Raw genomic sequence first — 22,055 nt, 5'->3', positions numbered from 1 at the left:
CCAGACCCAATGAAACAGCATCGTTATCTTCCCATGACCGAGCAGGATCAAGCTGAAATGCTGCGCGTGGTCGGCGCATCGTCCATCGACGATTTATTCAGCGATATTCCTGAGGCGATCCGGTATAAAGGGGAGCTGCCCCTGTCTTCTCGATTAGACGAAAGAGCCTTAACCCGCCACTTATCAGGACTGGCCGGGCAAAATGCCAATACAGACACGCACGCCAGCTTTCTCGGCGCAGGGATTTACGATCATCATATTCCGTCCGTCATCCAGCATATCACTTCGCGCTCGGAATTTTATACAGCCTACACTCCTTATCAGCCGGAGGTAAGCCAGGGCGAGCTGCAAGCCATCTTCGAATTTCAATCGTATATATGCGAATTAACAGGCATGGCTGTAGCCAATGCCAGCATGTATGATGGAGCGACTGCGCTGGCAGAAGCAGGCTCATTGGCTGCCGCTGCCACCCGCCGCAAGCAGATTATCGTATCGCGGACCGTCCATCCGGAGGCACGTCAGGTGTTGGCTGCCTATGCGCGCGGGCTGGATTTGGATATCGTAGAGATCGACTGTGCAGATGGTGTAACTGACGTGAAGGCATTAACGGCGGCCATATCGGAGCAGACGGCGGCAGTTTTGGTCCAAAGCCCTAATTTTTTCGGGGCCGTGGAAAATCTGAAGCCGATGGCTGACCTGATCCATGCCCACAAGGGTCTTATGGTTGTCAGCGCCAATCCGCTGGCGCTGGGCTTGCTGGAAGCACCCGGTAAGCAGGGCGCGGATATTGTCGTAGGAGACGCGCAGCCGCTCGGCATCTCCTCCTCCCTCGGTGGCCCAACCTGTGGTTACTTTGCCGTTTCTCAGGCGCATATGCGCCGTATCCCCGGACGTATAGTGGGCCAGACCACAGATCGCAACGGTAAACGCGGCTTCGTGCTGACCTTACAGGCACGGGAACAGCATATCCGCCGGGAAAAGGCCACCTCTAACATATGCTCCAATCAGGCGTTGCTCGCCTTATCCGCCTCTGTGTATTTGTCCGTCATGGGTAGACAGGGCATCGCGGAAGTAGCCGAGCTAAACTTGCACAAAAGTCGTTACGCATTGGAGCAACTACTCGGCTTGAAGGGCGTGACAGCCTCCTTTACTGCACCCACCTTTAACGAGTTTGCCCTGCGGTTACCTGAGGGTACTGATATGAATAAATTGCAAGCCGGATTGCTTGCTGCCGGATTTATCGGCGGCTACGAGTTAGGGCGGGATTATGAGAAATATGCAGGTCACATGCTGATTGCCGTGACAGAGCAACGAACAAAGGAAGAGATCGATCAATTCGTACACATCTTGGGGGATTGCTATGACACACACCACCGGACAAGATCAGGGTATACCGAATCCAGAAGTCGAATCCAGTCGAAATCAGATGAAAGAGCATGATCAGGCGCTCATTTTTGAATTGAGCAGATCAGGCCGTATCGCCTATTCCCTGCCCGAATGCGATGTTCCCCGCCGTCCGGTGGCAGAGCTTTTGCCGGATTATGCGCAGCGTAGCGAGCCTGCGGCATTGCCCGAGGTATACGAAGTAGACGTAATTCGACATTATACCGCCCTGTCACGGCGCAATTTTGGCGTGGACAACGGATTTTATCCGCTCGGCTCCTGTACGATGAAATATAACCCCAAGGTAAACGAGGATGTCGCCCGTTATGCAGGCTTCGCCAAAATCCATCCGTACCAGCCAGAGGGCAGCATCCAGGGAGCCATGGCACTGCTCCATACGCTTCAAAGCGATCTGGCCGCGTTAACCGGCATGGATGCCGTCACCCTTCAGCCCGCCGCGGGCGCCCATGGCGAATGGACCGGGCTGATGATGATCCGCTCCTACCACGAAGCGCGTGGTGAGCGGCGTACCAAAGTGCTCGTGCCGGATTCCTCGCACGGAACGAACCCCGCCAGCGCCGCTGTGGCAGGCTTCGAAACGATCACCCTCCCCTCCACACCGCAGGGGCTGGTGGATCTGGACACGCTGCGTCAAGCCGTAGGCAACGACACCGCTGCGCTTATGCTGACCAACCCGAACACGCTCGGGCTGTTCGAGAAGCAAATCGCTGACATTGCCGCGATTGTGCATGAAGCAGGTGGCCTGCTCTACTATGACGGCGCGAACTCCAACGCCATTATGGGGATCACCCGCCCCGGGGATATGGGCTTTGACGTGGTGCATCTCAATTTGCACAAAACGATGAGTACCCCACATGGCGGAGGCGGCCCCGGCGCGGGACCTGTCGGGGTAAAGCAACGGCTCATTCCGTATATGCCCAAGCCGCTTGTCGTGCGTGATCCTAAGGGCACGTACCACTGGGATCGAGAGCAGGGAGATTCCATCGGACGGGTCAAAGCCTTTTACGGCAACTTCGGCATTCTCGTCCGTGCCTATGCCTATATCCGCAGCTATGGCCCTGACGGCTTGAAGCGGGTATCCGAATGTGCCGTACTGAATGCCAATTATATGATGCATCGGCTGGCTCCGCATTTTGACATCCCTTATCCAGGCTATTGCAAACACGAATTTGTGATGTCTGGGCGCGGCTTAAAGAAATTCGGAGTGCGTACACTTGATGTTGCCAAGCGATTGCTCGATTTCGGCTACCATCCGCCTACGATTTATTTCCCGCTGAATGTAGAGGAATGTATCATGATCGAGCCGACAGAAACGGAAAGCAAGGAGACGCTTGATGCCTTCATTGACACCATGATCCAAATTGCGCGGGAAGCGGAGGAAACGCCTGAATTGGTGCTGAATGCTCCATATACCACTCCAGTCACGCGACTGGACGAAGCAACTGCAGCTCGCAAGCCTATATTGAATTGCTCATGCAGCTAAAAGCAAACTCCAATTTGGGGCATACAAAAAGGCCGGTATCTGTTAGATACCGGCCGCTGTATGTAAACAGCAATTTTTGTTGGAAAAAGATATACCTTGAAAATGTGATACCCTTCCTTAGCCTTCAATGCTTTGAACCAATTCAACAACCTGCTCGGCTGTTTGCATATCCAAAGCTTTTGCAGCCAGTTTCTCCATGTCCGCGCGGGACAATTTCGAAATTTGACTGCGTGCTGGCAGAATGGAAGTAGCACTCATGCTGAACTCATCGAGTCCCAGACCCAGCAGCAATGGAATTGCTGTTGTATCCCCTGCCATTTCGCCGCACATACCAACCCAACGTCCTTCACGGTGAGCGGCATCAATAACCATTTTCACCAGACGCAGAATGGATGGGTTATATGGTTGATACAGGTAAGAAACCCGCTCGTTCATACGATCCGCTGCCATTGTGTACTGAATCAGATCGTTCGTACCGATACTGAAGAAATCAACTTCTTTTGCGAATTGGTCAGCCAATACCGCTGTAGAAGGAATTTCTACCATGATGCCCAACTGAATTTCTTCAGATACGGCTACACCCTCGGCTACCAACTTTTCCTTTTCCTCCAACAACACAGCTTTGGATTCACGGAATTCGTTCAGTGTAGCAATCATTGGGAACATGATCCGCAGGTTACCGTGTACACTTGCCCGCAGCAAAGCACGCAATTGAGTACGGAAAATATCCTGACGATCCAGACACAGACGAATAGCACGGAATCCGAGGAATGGATTCATTTCCTTCGGCAGATCCAGATAAGGAAGCTCTTTGTCGCCACCGATGTCCAACGTGCGGACTACAACCGGTTTGCCTTCCATTCTTTCCAGAACGGTTTTGTATGCTGTGTACTGTACTTCTTCGGATGGAAGCTTATCGCGTCCCATATACAAGAATTCAGTACGATACAGGCCAACGCCTTCGCCACCGTTATCCAGAACGCCAGCTACATCGTTAGGCGTACCGATATTGGCTGCCAGTTCGACATGCACACCATCGACGGAAACTGTAGCTTCGCCGCGCAGCTTGCGCCACTCTTCGCGTTGCTTGTCGTATGCCACCTGTTTAGCTTGGTATTCCGCAACGATCTCTTCGGAAGGGTTCACAAATACGTGACCATCCAGACCATCGACGATAATCAAATCGCCGCTTTTAGCTTGGGACAATATATTTTTCGTTCCTACAACCGCAGGAATTTCAAGTGAACGAGCCATAATAGCCGAGTGCGAAGTACGTCCGCCGATGTTGGTTGCAAAACCTTTAACAAATTCGCGATTCAGCTGAGCTGTGTCGGAAGGTGTCAAATCTTCTGCAAGTACAATCGTTTCTTCGGCAATTTCTGCAGGACTGACAAAATGAACACCAAGCAGGTGATTCAGGATCCGCTTGGTTACATCACGCATGTCCGATGCGCGTTCTTGCAAATAAGCACTTTTCATGTTTTCGAACATGGAAATAAACTGTGTAGCTACTTCGTTCAGAGCATAGTCAGCATTAAGCTGCTCGTCTCTGATCTTAGCTTTAACCGGATCGATCAGTTCAGGATCATTCAGGATCAACAGGTGAGAAGCAAAAATCTCTGCTTTTTTCTCGCCCAGTTCCTGTAAAGTTTTCTCCTTAATCGCTTCCAATTCGGTTTGAGATTTTACTAAAGCCGCATCCAATCTTGCAATTTCAGCTTCAGCATCACCAACCGCGCGTCTCTCTACAGCGTAATTCGGATGCTCCAAGATAAACGCCCGGGCAATAGCGATGCCTGCCGAAGCGGCAATCCCGGAAATTTTAAGCATGAACTTCGCCCAGCCCTTCGTTAACGATTACATTTTCAAGAGCTTTCAGAGCGTCAGCAGCTTCAGTGCCTTCACAGATGATGTTGATGATATCGCCTTGTTCCAGACCGAGAGACAATACACCCAGAATGGATTTCAAAGTTACTTTTTTACCGTTAGCTTCGGCAAAAGATTCAGCACCGCTGAATTTATTAGCTGTATTTACCAGCGCAGTTGCAGGACGTGCATGGATACCGTCTTCATCAGTAATTCTAAAAGTTGTTTGCATAATTGTTCCTCCCACTTTCCTATGGATAATATTTGTTTACACGCAGTATACGTGTAGTGAAACCGGGTCGATAATCAGGCGACCTAAGCCGCCTGATTACTAATCCGAAACACATAGAGTTTATTTTATCGTAATTATACCATCTTCGCCAGCCTTCAATACTCCAGTTTTGTTTAAAGTTACCGAAGAACCTTCGGGAAGGTTGGTAAAAATGACTGGTGAGATGATGGATTTTGCGTTTGCCTTCACGTATTCCAGGTCTACTTTCATAATCGGTTGACCGGCTGACACAAGATCGCCTTCGTTCACCAAAACGTCAAATCCTTGGCCTTTAAGCTTTACTGTGTTCACCCCGATATGAACAAGCACTTCCTTACCACCGTCAGATTGGATACCAATGGCATGCTTGCTTGGGAATACATTGAATACTTTACCATATACAGGTGACACAATCGTTCCATCATTTGGCACGACAGCAAAACCGTCTCCTGTCATACGTTCTGCAAATACCGGATCAGGAACAGTCGAAATATCAACCAATTCTCCGTTAACAGGCATCACGATATCTTCAACGATGATGGTCTGTTTTTCTTCACCAGCTTCCTTCTCTTCTTGCGGAGCAGGTTGAGACGAAGCCGGAGCCGGAGCAGGTGTGCGTCCCGCCATAATATCAGCCATTTGCGTTTTAATCGTGTCGGAACGTGTACCGAAATGGCTTGTACGTTGTTGCCGACTTCGAGTACACCCGCTGCGCCAAGCTGTTTGAGACGAGCCTTGTCAACGTTGGACTTCTCGTTAACTTCAATACGAAGACGTGTGATACAAGCATCCAAATGCTTGATATTGGACGCCCCGCCGAAAGCTGCCAAAATATTGCCTGGAAGCTCGTCTGTGGTACCGACTGCGGCTCCTTCAACATTTTCTGTAGCTTCTTCACGCCCTGGTGTTTTCAGGTTAAACTTCCGTATGATGAATCGGAATCCGAAGTAGTAAATAACCGCCAAAATCAGACCGACGATGATGACGTACCACCAAGACGTACGATTCGGAATAATCCCGAAAATCAGGAAGTCGATAAATCCACCAGAGAAGGTCATACCGATTTTAACATTCAAATTTGCATGGTCATAAACGACAGCCCTGCAAACACAGCATGCACCGCGAACAGCAATGGAGCTACGAACAGGAAGGAAAATTCCAGTGGCTCCGTAATCCCTGTCAAGAACGAGGTCAAAGCTGCTGAACCCATAATACCTGCTACATATTTTTTGTGTTCCGGTCTTGCTTCATGATACATTGCAAGCGCTGCGGCTGGCAAACCGAACATCATGAACGGGAATTTACCCACTTGGAACGTACTTGCTGTCAATGTAACTCCATCACGAAGCTGGTTAAAGAAGATTTGCTGGTCACCATGAATCGTTTGACCTGCCTTGTTCACGTACTCGCCGAACTCAAACCAGAACGGTGAATACCAAATGTGATGCAATCCGAAAGGAATAAGTGAGCGTTCAATGACCCCAAAAATGAAAGCGGCCAGTGTCGGGTTGGAATCAACCATGAAGTGAGACACGACGTTCAGTCCAGATTGTACGGGAGGCCATACAATGACCAGCAATAGTCCAATCAACAACGAAGATACTGCTGTTGCAATCGGAACGAAGCGCTTACCTGCGAAAAAGCCCAGATACGAAGGAAGCTCAATTTTGAAAAAGCGATTGTACATGGCCGCGGCCAGTATACCGATGATAATCCCGCCGAACACCCCGGTTTGCAGCGTTGGAATCCCCAGCACGTTCGCATAGCCCGGTATTTTTGAGCGATCAGACCCGGTGTAACACCCACAGCTGTACCCAATGTAATGTTCATGACGAGGTAACCGATGATCGCAGCCAAACCTGCTACACCTTCACCGCCTGCCAGACCGACGGCTACGCCGACTGCAAACAACAGTGCCAGATTATCAAAAACAATTTGTCCGGCATTCATCATGATCGTCGCTACCGATGAACCCAGCCCGCATTTAATGCCGGAATGTACTGGAGAAATCGGGATTGACCAACATGTTGCCGATTCCCAATAAAAGTCCCGCTGCCGGTAAAATGGCCACAGGAAGCATTAAAGCTTTGCCGACACGCTGTAAAACACCGAAAAGCTTTTTAAACATACGTTCCACTTCCTTCTCTGAAAATTAGAATAGAGAGGCAAAACAACAAAAAGGCATGAGCCGATTTAAGTATGTTTGAACACAACCTTGGGATATAGCTTACCCCGGTAGGCTGTAAACAATCATAACTTAAAACAACTCATGCCTGATCGAATCAGTAACACGTTAGATATTCAATTGTTGTCTTGCTCATTACGAAATTCATTATAGCATTCTGCCAAAAGTGAGGCAATACTTTTTCGATTCTAGCTGTTCTAACATTGATCTCCCTGCTCTTTGCGTTGGGACAACCGCTGTAAATGCATCGTCAAATAGCTAACCTCAGCCGGATATACGGGTTTGCGAAGCCTTTTCTCCATAATCTTCGTGAGCTTCCAGGCTAACATATACATTTCCGGATACTCTTCATTCAAAGCTTGTCCAATCGGTAAATCTCCTGCACAATCTCTCCCCGACGTACACGTTCAATCGCAAACCTCAGATGAGTCAGCAGACGTGAGTAATCCAGGGATTGGAGAGGAATGCGATAATCCAGCGTAGTCTCTACTACCTGTACCATATCAGCAATCAATCGAGAATCCTTCCTGACCTCGGAAATATGCTGGTTCGTCATGGCACTGTAAATATGCAAGGCCACGAATCCGATTTCATCTTCTCCCAGATCCACACCCATCTTGTCCTTGATCAAAGAGACTGCCTGTTCAGCCATCTTGTATTCCTGAGGGTAAATTTCTCTCGTTTCATACAAAAACGGATTATGGATCGTAATGCCCTGTTTCTGACGATTAATGGAAAAGGCGATGTGATCGGTTAAAGCAATCAATATGTGCTCATTCAGAGGCTTCTTCGCTTGAAGCTGAACATGGTGAAGCACCTCACCAATGACCTCAATGAGCTTTTCATCCAGCTCGGGAAGCAATCGCTTGTATTGCTCCTGCTCCTCATGGCTTTTAATATAAATAATTTTTCAACTGAATCCAACGGTATAAGATCGCCGTTTTTGCGATTGAAACCGATTCCTTTTCCAATCACAACAACCTCATCATGCTCGGGATGCATCCCGATAATCACATTGTTATTCAGCGCTTTCGCCACTTGTAGGCTGCTCACATCCGCACCTCTTTTATCTGAACCTTGATCCTAAGAATTAGAGCATGAAGCTCAGAGGAATCCACGTTAAAGTACCAAATATTCCGCTAAAGGTCAATAAAAAGAAAACGCTTTTCATCACAATAACCGGGAAAAGCTGTGATGAAAAGCGTTCTTTCTGTTAAGGGGTATCTGCTCCTGTAAGCCCTGCGGCTATTCTTTATCCCGCGGCGCAACCTCAACCGGGGCATGAATGTGCAGCTTATCCGTTTCACCGGAGGACGATACGGAATGAAGGCCCTTTTTCCCCGTGGTCAGCCCCTTAATTAACTGCTCTACATCAATACCGGACACACTCTTGAGCATCTCTGGAGCTGTAGCCATTAGCTCTGTGACATAATTGCTGACACGCGCTGCTCCTTCTCCCTTGCCTGTATCCACAACCGTTAATTTATCAATGGACGCAATTGGCTCAGCAATCCGGCCGGCCAGTTCAGGCAGCATTTTCACGATAATATCGAGTACGGCTGCCTCACCAAACTTCTGGAACGCCTCCGCCAGCTTTTCCTTGGCCTCGGCTTCCGCCAGACCACGCAAACGGATGACGTCAGCATCCGCCGTACCTTTGGCGCGTTCCGCATCCGCTTCCGCTTGCCCATTCAGTCGTTTTTGTTCAGCAGACGCTTTAGCCTGTGTCTCAATCGAGTATTGCAGCGATTCCGCCTCACGCATTTTACGTGATTTATCCGCCTCCGCGGCTTGCTCTACCGCATACCGATCCGCTTCCGCCTTCTTCTTCACTTCCGCATCATATTGCTTTCACGTACCTGAATTTCCTTGGTTTGAAGATCAATTTCGCGCTCCTTGCGCACCAGCTCGACCTTCATCTGCTCCTCGACGGCAGTCTGCTTGGCACGGGCCTCCTGAATGTGATAAGCCTGATCGGCTTCCGCCTTGGCTGTATCCTGCTCCTTTTTAAACGAAGCCACTTTCAGTTCCTTCTCCTTGGCTGCCTCGGCAATGTTTGTATCACGCAACAGTTCAGCCTTCTGCCCTTCCTGTTCGGCACGCGCCTTTTGTATCCGGGCATCCCGTACCGCCTCGGCTTCGGCAATTTCTGCGTCCCGTTTCACAGCGGCAATTCTCGGCTTACCAAGCGCATCCAGATATCCGTGCTTATCACGCACATCTTTAATCGTGAACGAGACAATTTGCAGACCCATCTTTTTCAGATCGCGAGCAGCCACGCCCTGTACTTCCTGCGCAAACCGATCTCGATTACGATATACTTCCTCCACTGTCATCGAGCCGAGGATCGCACGCAAATGGCCCTCCAGCACTTCCTGAGCTTCTCCCCTGAGGGCCTCCAGCGGCTTCCCGATGAACTGCTCCGCTGCTGTTGCTATATCCTCAATGGAGCTGCCGACCTTGATGATCGCCACACCGTCCGCAATCACGGGAACTCCTTGCTCCGTATACACTTCCGGTGTTGTTACATCCAGTTTGTGGGACAATAGAGAAATAAATTCGGACTGCTGAAAAATAGGCCATATAAAGGCACCCCCGCCGCGCACAATTTTGATTTTACGACCGGAATCATCCTCGGAAATATTTTTATTTCCCAAAAATGAACCCGTAACGATCATTCCTTCATCCGGTCCTACCGTTTTGTAACGGGCCCAAAAAGCAATCCCTAATATGACGATAACGATGACGACAATCCCCGGGACCAACACAATATCCTGCAAACTTGACACTCCCGTTCACGCTCCCTTCAAGTTAAGCGAATGCGCCGTCTACGTATCCAGATACGCTACGCGGACGACACCCTCTGCGACCTCAACCACGACGATACGGGTTCCCGCAGCTAGCGGTTTGTGATCAAAGCTCGATGCTGTATGTATGGTGTTGCCTGCACCCAAGCGGATCATAACCTCCCCGTAACCAACCTCAGGTACCGGAACGGTGACCTCACCGATCCTTCCGGTCAGCTCACGCATCGAGAAGCCGCTGGACACCTCCGAGTTCGCCATGGGCTTGATAAACGCAAAAAACACAAGCACTCCGATCACAAATGCAATCGCAAAGGCAAACACAACGACCCAGCCCATGCTCAGCCCGGTATATTTCGTCAGCAACACACCAGCCCCGCCAAAAGCGGTCATCGCTCCAAGTAAAACGACGGGTCTGAACCAATCGAGGCCCGGCAGCTCCAATCCATCCAGCCAGCCACCAAGTACATCCCCGATCAATACACTGACCACAGTAAAGATAGCGCCCCTGCCAATAACCACCAAAATATGGTTTCCATGCGGCTCCTCCTTCCATGTACCTTTTCAGTCTGGTTTCCAGCCTATAACTATGTTTACGTATTCAACCTTAAAAAGTTTCAAAATTTTCCTCTTAAATTCCAAATCAAACCCAAAAAAGCACGTCCATACGTCTATTGACGTACAAACGCGCTTACAATTATCTAAAAACTGAATTACAGGGATGCTTTGTAAATTTCCACTACATCTTCGCGATTCAGCTTGTTAAAGCCACCAAAAGAACCGAATTTCACAGCTTTATCAGCCATAACGTCGATTTTGGAATCATCAATATCGTAATCAGCCAGACGGCTTGGCGCACCAATCGAGTTCCAGAAATCACGCAACGCCTGAATACCTTCCAGCGCTACTTCTTCATCACTCTTGCCTTCCGGGTTCACATGGAACACATTCACAGCCAGTTGCTTGAAGCGTTCAGGCTTCACATGCAGATTGTGCTTCATCCAGTTCGGGAACAAAATCGCCAGTCCTCCGCCATGTGGAATATCATAAACAGCAGACACTGCATGCTCGATATTATGAGTTGCCCAGTCACCTGTCAGCCCCATGTTCAGGAAGCCGTTCAGCGCCATCGTACCACAGTACATCATCGTTTCACGCAGCTCGTAGTTTTCCAGATCGTTGACCAGGCCAGGAGCCGCATCAATAACTGTACGCAAAATCGTTTCACACCAGCCAAGCTGAACCGGAGTGTTAGATTCCAAATGGAAGTAATGCTCCAGCGTATGTGACATCATATCCACGATTCCGTACACCGTTTGATTTTGTGGCAGAGAATACGTGTTCACCGGATCAAGAATGGAAAACGCAGGGAACGCAAATACACTGCCCCATCCCAGTTTTTCCTGTGTTTCTTCGTTCGTAATGACAGAACCTGCGTTCATTTCGGAACCGGTAGCTGCCATCGTCAGAACTGTACCTAAAGGCAATGCTGCCTGCGGAGCCGCTTTACGCTCTGCAAAATCCCACATGTCGCCATCATATTTCGCCCCGACAGCAATCGCTTTGGAGCAATCCAGCACACTACCGCCGCCAACAGCCAGTACGAGGTCGATTTGATGTGTTTTACACAATTCCACGCCTTTATGTACTGTAGACAAGCGAGGATTTGGTTCTACACCAGCCAGTTCCGTTACCTCTGCGCCAATCTCTTTAAGCAGACTTATTACATTATCATACAAGCCGCTGCGCTTAATGCTGCCGCCGCCATATACAAGCAGTACACGTTTACCGTATTTAGGAACTTCACGCTTGAGAGCCTCTAATTGCCCTTTACCGAAGATCAATTGAGTAGGATTATAAAATTCGAATGCTTTCATCGCAAACGTTCGCCTCCAATATTTTCTAAAGTTTAATGTTAAGGAACTCCTCTATTATAACCTTTTCAGTTACAGGAAACAAATTTGCTTCTTTTTCAGAAAAAAAAACCACGCTCCTGAGGAGCATGGTTCCATGTCATATCTTGGGAGGGTTCTCGCACTGTATTATGCGCTGCCTGCATTTGTTTTATTCCCCTGTAGTATAACCCAGTTGCTGTATAAATCGTCCAAACGCTTGCTGACCTTCCGAATTGCGCTTGTACACCCCTGCATGCTCCAATATTTCACTGAATTTCAGTCCGACCTCATTTTGTACGGTACGAACAGCCGTCTCCTTGTCAGGCAGGCGACCGAATCGGGTGTTCAACTGGTAAATCCAGTCCGCATGCTTGAATAGCGGATGCCCTTCCTGCTGCATAGCTACAGCCAGCTCGTCGTTCCCACACAAAATATCTGCAATTTCATCCAGTTCATCCTTAAGCCGCCCCGGCAAAATCGCAAGCCCCATAACCTCGATTAGGCCGATATTTTCCTTCTTGATATGATGCATCTCCCGATGAGGGTGAAAAATACCTTCCGGGTACTCATCACTCGTCCGGTTGTTGCGCAGCACCAGATCCATCTGGTACTTTCCTTCCGCATCCCGACGTACAATCGGTGTAACCGTATTATGCGGCACCGCTTCTCCGTCTTGCTCCGTATGAGAGAGGACATCCACTGCGCGATCGCTGTATGTCTTCCAGGCTTCAAAAGCGGCATTTCCCGCCTCCAGCAACGCTTCGACATCCGTTGAAGTAAAGCGGATCACTGACATCGGCCAGTTCACAATACCTGCTGTGACTTGCGGGAAGGCTTCATTGCGGTACACAACGTCCACCTCCGCTTTTTCAATGGGGAACGTATGACGTCCACCTTGAAAATGATCGTGAGTCAGAATAGAGCCCCCGACAATCGGCAGATCGGCATTGGAACCGATAAAATAGTGCGGAAACGCTTTCGTAAATGCCAGCAACCGCCGCAGTGTATCCTTCGTAAGCTTCATCGGCACATGATCGTGATGGAATACGATGCAATGCTCGTTGTAGTACACATAGGGCGAATATTGGAAGAACCACGGTTCCCCGTTCAATTCCAGCGGAATGATACGCAGGTTTTGGCGGGACGGATGATTCACCCTTCCGGCATACCCAACGTTTTCACGGCATAATTGACATTTTGGATAAACGGGCGGCGGAAGAAGCTTCGCCATTGCGATTTCCTTTGGACTTTTCTCCGGCTTGGACAGATTAATCGTGATTTCCATATCTCCGTACGGTGTCTGCTGATTCCAGAACACATTGCTGGCAACGCGGCCCATTCGGATGTAATTCGAGTCGATGGACAGTTGATAAAAAGCATTTGTCGCCGCCTCTATGCCGCGTTCAGCCTCCGTTTGGCGAAAGTCACGGATGACTTCAGACGGTCTTGCCATCAGGAGACCCATAATTTTGGAATCCAGCAAATCACGGTACGTAGCTGTGTTTTCCGATATGAGTCCAATCGTATAGCCATAATCAATCAATACATTAAGCACAGGCTGGAGAACTTCGGGGGCTGTGATGCCCCCTGCCTCCCCGCCGGAGTAAGGCTCAGAGAACCCGAACTGCTCCAGCAGCAGATTACGACTGTAATCTGTGTCTTGCGGACCGATCAATCCCCGGTTTTGTGCGAATGCAACCAGCTGCTCAATCGCATACAGAGCGGATTGCTGTACAGTTTCGTCGATGTCATGGGCCACAGGCCGGGAATGGTCCCGGTCTTGGCCTCTAGCTGCGGATTGACTCTCGCTCATTATGTCATCGTCTCCCGTCTATTCGTCGCCGTAGCCCTGAGGGTGCGACTGATGCCAGCCCCAAGCTCCGCTGATAATGTCCTCCAGTTGGGTACGCGCCGGACTCCAGCCCAGCACCGAACGTGCCTTGTCAGAAGAGGCAACCAATACTGCCGGATCACCCGAGCGCCGTGGCTCTGTAACGACCGGAATGTCGAGTCCAGTGACCTTGCGCGCCGTCTCGATAACTTCCTTCACCGAGAAGCCCTGTCCGTTGCCCAGATTAAACACGTTGCTGTCATGGCCTTCGCGCAAATAATTCACCGCACGCACATGGGCATCTGCCAGATCGCTCACATGAATGTAATCCCGGATGCATGTTCCGTCAGGTGTAGCATAGTCCTCACCAAACACCGCAATGTGCGGGCGCTGTTTCAGTGCTGTCTGAAGTACCAGCGGAATCAGATGACTTTCCGGACGATGATCCTCGCCGATTTTGCCGCTCTCATGCGCACCAGCCGCATTAAAATACCGCAAGGACACATATTTGATGCCCAATACTTTATCAAACCACGACATCATGCGCTCCATCATCAGCTTCGTTTCACCATATACATTCGTTGGCTCTGTACGGTCTCCCTCTTCAATCGGCACCTTTTCCGGTTCGCCATAGGTAGCCGCAGTGGAGGAAAATACGATCCTGCGCACACCAGCATCCTTCATGGCCTCCAGCAAGCTCAACGCGCCGAATACGTTGTTGTCATAATATTTACCCGGATTTTGCATACTTTCCCCAACCAGCGAGTTGGCTGCGAAATGGATAACCGCGTCGATACTATTTTCGGAAAACAGTCTGGACAGCAGTTCTTTATCTCTCAGATCGCCTTCATACAGCTTGCCTCCGAGCAGTGCTGCCTTGTGCCCGGTCTGCAAATTGTCCAGCACCACAACCTCTTCTCCCCGATCCAACAGTTCTGCTACGGTATGTGAACCGATATATCCGGCTCCGCCTGTTACTAAAATGGCCATGTTATTCGTCCTCCTTCTGTTCTTTAACTCCGTCTCCCGCCTTACATACATAAAAGCTGGCTTCCAGCCCTGTCCGGGTCTGATAAGCTTCGCCGACTTCCTTCACAAACCGTTCCACATCGTCCTCATGAACCAGTGAAACCGTACAGCCCCCAAATCCGGCTCCCGTCATACGCGAGCCCAGCGTGCCGGGAATACGTCTTGCTTCTTCCACCATTACATCCAGCTCCGTACAGCTGACCTCATACAGATCGCGTAGCGAATCATGTGAAGCGTTCATCAACTGTCCAAAGGCTGCAAGATCATTCGCCGCAAGGGCATCGACAGAAGCCAGCACACGAGCGTTTTCCTCCACCACATGCTGTGCCCGGCGGCGTACTGTTTCATCCGCAATATAATGCTGGAGCTTACCGAAGCGGGCTTCATCCAGCTGAGCGAGATATTCCAGTGACGGCTCCTGCTGCTGCAATATCGACAACGCCTCGGCGCATTGGCTGCGACGCTCGTTATAGGCTGAGTCTACCAGCCCACGACGTTTGTTCGTATTGCCGATGACCAGCTTATAAACGCCCGTACGAAAAGGCACCTTGCGGTACTCCAGCGTATCGCACATCAGCAGAATCGCATGATCGGCCGCACCGTTGGCTACGGCGAACTGATCCATAATGCCGCAATTGACGCCTACATAATTGTTTTCTGCCCGCTGGGACAACAGCGCAATTTCAACCGTGTCTGTTGCCTGCTTTTCGGCAGTGAGCAGCGCGTAGCCTGTTACGACCTCAATGGAAGCAGATGATGACAATCCGGCACCATTCGGTATTTCTCCATGATAGAGCAGGTCGTATCCGCTAGACGGATAAACTTCCTTTTTAGCCAGCTCCACCATCACACCCACTGGATAGTCCACCCATTCGTCCGTTTTGTTGTTACCTATTTCTCCACGCGGTATGGACACTTCATATGACAGGTTTGTCGAAGCAAAATGAATTTCATCATCATTTCGTGCACGGAGAATCAGCGTTGTACCGAATTCCAGTGCAGCCGGGAGTACATAACCACCGTTGTAGTCGATATGCTCCCCAATCAAATTGACACGCCCGGGAGCATGAAATATCCGCAGCTCATGGCTGCTTTCACCATATTTGTCGATAAAACGTTTCTTTATTTCAGTAGTGTTCATATCCGCATCCACCTCATCACCGTTAGTAAAGGCCCCCCTGACTTCCCTGTAACAAACTTAATCAGGTTGACACTTCTTATGATTTCAGTATAAATGAAAGCGTTAAATAATGTAATGCATCCATGTGTTAAAGCTATGGATAAATGTGACTTGGATATGTACAATGTAAGTATACCGCATCTATTAAACCATTCACAAATCTAGGAAGGATGACCATATTTGCAAACGCATTCATATAGTTATGCTGTGGCCTCCAATCCGGTCTTTTATGAAAATAGCCCACTGCACGTGCTTTTTGCCGGGGAGAGCCAAACCAAATCCGGTCATGCTGTTGGGCCGAAGCTCTATGATTACTATCTACTCCATTTCGTGGAATCGGGAAAAGGTATCTTCCGAACAGAGCAGCACGCATATCAGCTTGAAAAAAATGATTTTTTCCTGATTCATCCCGGTCAGCTTGTAAGCTACACCTCCGATGAAGAGGAACCGTGGCGGTATCGCTGGTCTGCATTTACGGGACAGCATACCGAACAGATGGTGCAGGAAGCAGGGCTACACGTGCATCAGCCTGTCTTCCACGCTTCCGGTGAGAGCCTGATCCCCGGCTATTTGGAGCAGATGCAGTTAGCCTTTTACAGCCGAAAATCCAGCTCACATCTTGCAGCCCTCGGTTACCTGTATCTGATCATGGGGGAAGCGGGTAATCATTTAAGCGACTGGTCTGACCCGACCGGGGCGGATTCGCAAATTCGGCGGACGGTCAAGCAGATGGTCCAATATATGTCCACTCAATATGCACATCCCGTTTCTATCGAACAAATGTCCGAAGGACTTGGTTATAACCGTGCGTATTTGTCACGCATATTCAAGAAGGAAACAGGCGTCTCCCCTGTTACCTATCTGCTCAAGCTGCGAATTGACAAGTCTCGCCAACTGCTGCGCGAGCGTCCCGAGCTTTCGGTGGAGCAGGTGGCCGCTTCGGTGGGATTGACCGACGCTTTGTATTTCTCACGTCAATTCAGGCGCTTCTGCGGTCAGTCGCCAACTCAGTATCGAAGCAAGGTTCAGCAATATCCGCAACCTTAGCAGACTTTAATCGTTCATTTATTCTGCCTGCTCCGTTCGGGGATTGATCCTCCGTTGCAGCATAAGCAACGACCAATCCGTATGGTTCGGAACATGGCAAACAGCCCGCATCCTTCAACGATGCGGGCTGTTGCGTGTATTTCGGATATGATAACATGCACGTTATACCGATGATGATGAAATATTTTGGGGCCTTTAGGCTGTGCCGCCGTCCTGTCCGTTCCCGGCATTCAGAATCGAATCAATCCGATCCAGTTCTTCCTGTGAAAAGTCCAGATTGGACAAGGCAGCAACGTTTTCTTCAATTTGACTCACACGGCTTGCCCCAATCAGAGCAGAGGTTAAGCGACCGCCGCGCAGAGACCAGGCAAGTGAAAATTGGGCCAAGCTTTGTCCGCGTGCAGCCGCCATCTGATTCAAGGCGCGCACCTTACGGAGCGTTTCTGGCGTCACATGGTTCTCATTTAAGAAAACAGACGTACTCGCCGCCCGAGAATCCTCGGGAATTCCGTTCAAATATTTATTGGTCAGCAGTCCCTGAGCCAGTGGGCAAAAGGCAATACTGCCGATCCCATTTTCGTCCAGTACATCCTGCAATCCGTTTTCAATCCAGCGGTCGAGCAGAGAATATTTTGGCTGATGAATCAGCATCGGTGTTCCCAGCTCTTTCAAAATACGAGCGGCTTCTGCCGTTTGCTCCGCGCTATAATTAGACACGCCCACGTACAACGCCTTGCCGGAACGTACGATATGATCCAGTGCCTGCATTGTTTCCTCCAGCGGCGTATCAGGATCAAAACGGTGGGAGTAGAATATATCGACATAATCCAGCCCCAACCGCTTCAAGCTCTGATCCAGACTGGATATCACATACTTGCGTGAGCCCCATTCACCATAAGGCCCCGGCCACATATAGTAGCCAGCCTTGGTCGAAATGATCATCTCATCCCGGTACGGCTTCAAATCACTCGCCAACACTTGCCCAAAAAATTCCTCTGCCGAACCCGCTGGAGGACCATAGTTATTAGCTAGATCAAAGTGCGTAATCCCCAAATCAAAGGAGCGGGTAACCATGTTACGGCCGTTCTCCGCATTGTTAATCCCGCCAAAATTGTGCCACAAGCCCAGTGAAATGGCAGGAAGCTTAAGGCCCGATCTCCCTGTGCGGTTGTATTTCATATTTTCATAACGATCATCGCCAGCCAAATAAACCATGCTATCCCAGCCTCTCTCGAAACATTGTTATGTCCATTACAACAACATCATAGCGCCTTTATCCAGCCGTTGACAAGAAAACGATTACAAACTCAATTGACTGCCGAGTTCTCCCATAACCCTGCCGATGGGATCGGTAATCAGGAGATCCGCCTTGTGATCATATGAAGTGGGGTCTGTATTAAGCAGTACCGTATGTTTACCGTGAAAATAAGTAATCAGCCCCGCCGCAGGATGCACCGTCAGCGAGGTTCCGCCGATGAATAGCAGATCGGCCTGCGAAATGGCTTGAATGGACCGGACAAGCGTATCTTGATCCAGCTCTTCCTCGTATAAAACGACATCCGGTTTGATAATTCCCCCGTCTACCGGACATTTGGGCACTGCCTCGGAGCTGTCCATTACTTCGTTCAAACTGTAAAAGCGCCCGCATTCCATACAATGATTGCGGTGCACCGAGCCGTGAAGTTCCAGCACATTCACACTGCCTGCGGCCTGATGCAAGCCGTCAATGTTTTGCGTCACGACTGCTTTGAGGCGGCCTTGCTGTTCCAGTGACGCAAGGAAACGATGGCAGCCGTTCGGCTCTGCATCCGGATGCAGCATTTTGCTACGGTAGAAGCCGAAGAACACTTCAGGATGCTTCACAAAAAAGGAACGGCTAAGCATAACCTCTGGGGGATAAGGCAATTTTTCCTCACTCTGATACAGACCGGCCGCCGAACGAAAATCCGGGATACCGCTCTCCGTCGACGTACCCGCCCCGCCGAAAAAAACAATGTTTTGTGATTGCTGTATCCAATCAGCCAACGTTTTTATTTTGTCCATGTTTCACGCACCTCCAGCTCTTCATATCCGCGGACGATGATGTCCGCATCCAGCAAATGACCGGAACGTTCCGGCTCTGGCGCAAATCCGATGGCCCGCCGCACCCCGGCACGCTTGCCCATCTGCATATCCCCGTTGCTGTCTCCGATGACAACTACATCCGCTGGTGACAGTCCCAGCAAGGAGCAAGCTTTTTCAGCCATTTCCGGATCCGGCTTACCGTATGTAACCCTGTCGTGTCCGATGACCTCGTCAAAATATGACGTCAGCCCCATCCACTCCAGGTGCTCCTGCGCAGCCTCTGTACTGTCAGAGGTCACGACTGCCAGCTTCAATCCGGCACGGCAGCTTTGCTCCAGTAGCGTCCGTAAGCCCGGAAACACCTTCGCTGCCCGATGTCGCCGCACATCAGCCATCGCCGCTTTGTTAAAATCCCGAACCAGCCTCACTGCTTCATTCCATGGTACACCGGCAGTATAAAGCTGCCAAGCCAGTACGCCCGTACTTTCATCCACTGTCCCCATCGCCAGCGGGCCGGAAGGATCATAGCCGATCACGCGCCCCTCAGGGTCGTGGATCGTACCCAGAATGCTGCCTTTTTCCACCATAAAATCTGTACCTGCCACGGCAAGATGCTGTTCCAGCATATCCAGTATAGAACGGGCCCAGGGACCCCACAACTGAATAAAATCCAGCAGTGTGCCATCCTTGTCCAATAAAATGCCACGGCATGGAAAGCGCTGTCCCTGAACGACTAACTCAGACATGCAGCCCGCCTCCTCATTACTGGTTTTTTGGAGCTGAATCTACACTCTCTTTCATCCAGTCCTGCAAAGCTGAAACCGTCTGATTCCATTGCTCGGCTGGGCTAATTTTCGCTGGGCTATCCCCCTTTTGGGCTCCGTAGCTGCCGAATTGGGCATGATTGCCGCCCTCAACTGTAAAATACAGCGTATTGGCTGGTAGATAAGCTCTTCCACTCTGAACACTATCCATTTTAATAACTCCATCATCACTTCCAAGCAGGGAAATGACCGGCAGATTTTTATCCTTCAAATTACCCTTATTGTCTGGGTAGGAAGCAAGGAAATATACGCCCTTGACCTGATCGGGATGTGCAGCCGCATAGCGGGCAGCTATAACACCACCTAACGAATGGCCTCCAATCACAAAAGTTTCTTTCGGATATGCCTTGAGTACCTCACCCGCCAAATCCGGGGAAATCAATGCAAGATTCAGCGGCATTTTTGCAATGATCACATGATGACCCTTTTGCGCCAGACGGTGGGCTAAAGGAGCGTAACTTTCAGGCTTCACCAAAGCACCCGGGTACAAAATAACTCCGATACCATTTCTTTTTGCAGGCTCAAAACCAACCCAATGCTCCTGTTCGTTCACCTTCACAGCATCGGCTACTTCTGCTAATGCGGCAGTGGCCGTGTTGTCAGGCTGATAGGGCGTAAATACCTTCCATGCTCCCCAGCCTGCGATAAGCACAATGACAATCAGGATACCCAAAAGAATTTTCCATATTTTCCGGGGACCGCGTGTCCCATATGAGCTGTATGATCTTCTCGTTCTTCTTCTCATTTTAAATGTTCCTTTCGTATTTCGCACCTCATGATTCATGACTTGTGTATGAAATTTTTTTGCTGCGCAAATCAGCTTATCTATAGCCTTGTTAGGGTACCATCGTTGCGCACACAGGGTCAAATAAGAAGACATTTCCAGACATTAGCCCGGTCTTTTCCCCCTGTTCAAGCTTCCGCCACATAATAAGGACATGACAGCGCTTACTATTGTGAATAAAATCACAATGATAAGGCTCAGAGTATCGTACCTTGTTCCTTGTAAGGATTATTTTATACAGAGTTTACTCGGCTGAGTGCCGTTCGGAGGGAATTACATGACGACAAGCCATGACATACAAGGAGAAAGCTTCTTTCTCAATTTGCGCTTTATGCTGATCATATGCGTATTTGCAGGCAATGCTCTGGAGCCATTGGTCGGCTCGCTTCACATCGCCCAACAATGGTTTAGCTGGATATTCATGTTTCATATGCCGTTGTTCGTGCTCGTTACAGGGTACTTTGCCAAAACCTCGTTAGCTGGGCACGCAGGCCGGAAAGTCTTGCTTCAGATCGGTATGCAATATCTTATTTTCCAAACCCTCTATTCGATATTGGATGCTGCGCTCTTCCATGTCCCTCATATTCATCATTCTTTTTTTGCACCTTATTTGCTGCTCTGGTTCCTTGCCAGTCATATTTGCTGGAGACTGCTGATGCTTGCTTTCCAGGGAATGCCGCCTGTTGTCCAAATAGGTATCTCCGTGCTGCTGGGTATCCTTGTCGGGTATCTACCAGTGGATGGCATCTGGCTCAGCATAAGCAGAACCTTTGTTTATTTGCCCTTTTTCGTAGCAGGGTATCATCTGCATTATGCCGATGTTCGCCGCTTCTTCACGACTCCAGTTCGTGTGATCGCAGGCGTTGTATCCCTTCTGCTTATGGTACTGGCGGGAACGTCGTACTACGGCATTCCGGCAGGCTGGCTGTATGGCAGCATGACTTATGGTGAGCTTGGTCATACCGAATGGTATGCGGGGATTTACCGCATTGGCATTTACGGAGTGCAATTCATAGCGGCTATCGCGTTTCTGAGCTTTGTTCCAGCCGTCACTGGACGTATAACTGAAATGGGGCGGCGGACATTATACGTCTTTTTACTTCATGGTCTGATTGTCCGCACCACTGTTGCCAAGGGAATTTACGATTATATAGACACTCCGGTAGAAGTGATGCTGATTGTAGCGTGTGCTGCGGGTCTGTGCTGTCTGCTGACTCTGCCTTGGGTGCGGAATGCAACACATCCTTTAATCGAGCCACGGGTCGACTGGATGCTTAAACCGTCTCCTTACCTTTTTAAACGATCCGCATAATTTTTTATGTCCATTCTGATTCAAGTATCTGCACGCGACAATCCGCTATCAGACGAAAAATCAGGCGGACCCTGAC

General features: G+C 49.7%; 14 protein-coding genes and 4 pseudogenes. 4 read left to right on the top strand and 14 right to left on the bottom strand.

The genetic code is table 11. The features are described from left to right. Positions 1 to 9: 9 nt before the first annotated feature. Complete coding sequence (gene gcvPA, locus ASL14_RS19975; protein WP_269465359.1) at positions 10 to 1,440, top strand: aminomethyl-transferring glycine dehydrogenase subunit GcvPA; 1,431 nt, start codon at positions 10 to 12, stop codon at positions 1,438 to 1,440. After that, positions 1,361 to 2,887 carry an aminomethyl-transferring glycine dehydrogenase subunit GcvPB gene (gcvPB, locus tag ASL14_RS19970; protein WP_442953169.1) on the top strand — a complete coding sequence of 509 codons (1,527 nt, stop codon included), beginning with the start codon at positions 1,361 to 1,363 and terminating at the stop codon, positions 2,885 to 2,887. Before gcvPA ends, gcvPB begins: the two co-directional genes overlap by 80 nt. A 117-nt stretch (positions 2,888 to 3,004) precedes the next feature. Here the strand turns inward: gcvPB and ptsP are convergent, their stop codons facing one another. From ptsP to ASL14_RS19920, 10 genes and pseudogenes are all read right to left on the bottom strand, one after another. Next, positions 3,005 to 4,717, bottom strand: coding sequence for a phosphoenolpyruvate--protein phosphotransferase (ptsP, locus tag ASL14_RS19965; RefSeq protein ID WP_134913186.1), 1,713 nt, complete (start codon positions 4,715 to 4,717; stop codon positions 3,005 to 3,007). Beyond that, positions 4,710 to 4,985: an HPr family phosphocarrier protein gene (locus tag ASL14_RS19960; protein ID WP_134913185.1), complete on the bottom strand. Its 276-nt coding sequence runs from the start codon at positions 4,983 to 4,985 to the stop codon at positions 4,710 to 4,712. Before ASL14_RS19960 ends, ptsP begins: the two co-directional genes overlap by 8 nt. A 120-nt stretch (positions 4,986 to 5,105) precedes the next feature. After that, positions 5,106 to 7,152 (bottom strand): annotated as a pseudogene (ptsG, locus tag ASL14_RS19955) (glucose-specific PTS transporter subunit IIBC). A gap of 254 nt (positions 7,153 to 7,406) precedes the next feature. Continuing rightward, positions 7,407 to 8,262: pseudogene (gene glcT / locus ASL14_RS19950) on the bottom strand (glucose PTS transporter transcription antiterminator GlcT). Between the two features lie 192 nt (positions 8,263 to 8,454). Then, positions 8,455 to 9,989, bottom strand: a pseudogene (locus ASL14_RS19945) (SPFH domain-containing protein). Positions 9,990 to 10,037: 48 nt separating this feature from the next. Continuing rightward, a pseudogene (locus ASL14_RS19940) lies at positions 10,038 to 10,552 on the bottom strand (protease). 174 nt (positions 10,553 to 10,726) lie between these two features. Then, on the bottom strand, positions 10,727 to 11,890 hold the full coding sequence (locus ASL14_RS19935) for an iron-containing alcohol dehydrogenase (RefSeq protein ID WP_134913184.1): 1,164 nt from the start codon (positions 11,888 to 11,890) through the stop codon (positions 10,727 to 10,729). Positions 11,891 to 12,077: 187 nt separating this feature from the next. After that, positions 12,078 to 13,721, bottom strand: coding sequence for a UDP-glucose--hexose-1-phosphate uridylyltransferase (locus tag ASL14_RS19930; RefSeq protein ID WP_134913183.1), 1,644 nt, complete (start codon positions 13,719 to 13,721; stop codon positions 12,078 to 12,080). A gap of 18 nt (positions 13,722 to 13,739) precedes the next feature. Then, on the bottom strand, positions 13,740 to 14,729 hold the full coding sequence (gene galE / locus ASL14_RS19925) for a UDP-glucose 4-epimerase GalE (protein WP_134913182.1): 990 nt from the start codon (positions 14,727 to 14,729) through the stop codon (positions 13,740 to 13,742). 1 nt (position 14,730) lies between these two features. Next, on the bottom strand, positions 14,731 to 15,909 hold the full coding sequence (locus tag ASL14_RS19920; protein ID WP_134913181.1) for a galactokinase: 1,179 nt from the start codon (positions 15,907 to 15,909) through the stop codon (positions 14,731 to 14,733). A 219-nt stretch (positions 15,910 to 16,128) separates the two neighbouring features. Here ASL14_RS19920 and ASL14_RS19915 point away from each other — a divergent pair, with 219 nt between their 5' ends. Further along, entirely contained in the window at positions 16,129 to 16,995 is an 867-nt protein-coding gene (locus ASL14_RS19915) for an AraC family transcriptional regulator (protein WP_134913180.1), read from the top strand. Positions 16,996 to 17,190: 195 nt separating this feature from the next. Here the strand turns inward: ASL14_RS19915 and mgrA are convergent, their stop codons facing one another. The 4 genes from mgrA to ASL14_RS19895 form a co-directional block, all read right to left on the bottom strand. After that, on the bottom strand, positions 17,191 to 18,210 hold the full coding sequence (gene mgrA, locus ASL14_RS19910; RefSeq protein WP_134913179.1) for an L-glyceraldehyde 3-phosphate reductase: 1,020 nt from the start codon (positions 18,208 to 18,210) through the stop codon (positions 17,191 to 17,193). An 84-nt stretch (positions 18,211 to 18,294) separates the two neighbouring features. Continuing rightward, entirely contained in the window at positions 18,295 to 19,038 is a 744-nt protein-coding gene (locus ASL14_RS19905) for an NAD-dependent protein deacylase (RefSeq protein WP_134913178.1), read from the bottom strand. After that, the gene (locus ASL14_RS19900) at positions 19,026 to 19,805 is read right to left on the bottom strand and encodes an HAD family hydrolase (RefSeq protein WP_134913177.1); all 780 of its coding nucleotides are present in this window, start codon (positions 19,803 to 19,805) and stop codon (positions 19,026 to 19,028) included. Before ASL14_RS19900 ends, ASL14_RS19905 begins: the two co-directional genes overlap by 13 nt. Positions 19,806 to 19,821: 16 nt before the next feature. Continuing rightward, positions 19,822 to 20,628: an alpha/beta fold hydrolase gene (locus ASL14_RS19895; RefSeq protein WP_134913176.1), complete on the bottom strand. Its 807-nt coding sequence runs from the start codon at positions 20,626 to 20,628 to the stop codon at positions 19,822 to 19,824. A 316-nt stretch (positions 20,629 to 20,944) separates the two neighbouring features. Between ASL14_RS19895 and ASL14_RS19890 the strand changes: the two genes are divergently transcribed. Continuing rightward, the gene (locus ASL14_RS19890) at positions 20,945 to 21,979 is read left to right on the top strand and encodes an acyltransferase family protein (protein ID WP_134913175.1); all 1,035 of its coding nucleotides are present in this window, start codon (positions 20,945 to 20,947) and stop codon (positions 21,977 to 21,979) included. Positions 21,980 to 22,055: the final 76 nt, after the last annotated feature.

It is taken from the genome of Paenibacillus sp. IHB B 3084, assembly GCF_001447315.1.
In the GTDB taxonomy this organism is placed as follows: domain Bacteria; phylum Bacillota; class Bacilli; order Paenibacillales; family Paenibacillaceae; genus Paenibacillus.
The sequence above is the reverse complement of the archived record's forward strand: the minus strand, read 5'-3'. Positions and strand labels throughout refer to the sequence as shown.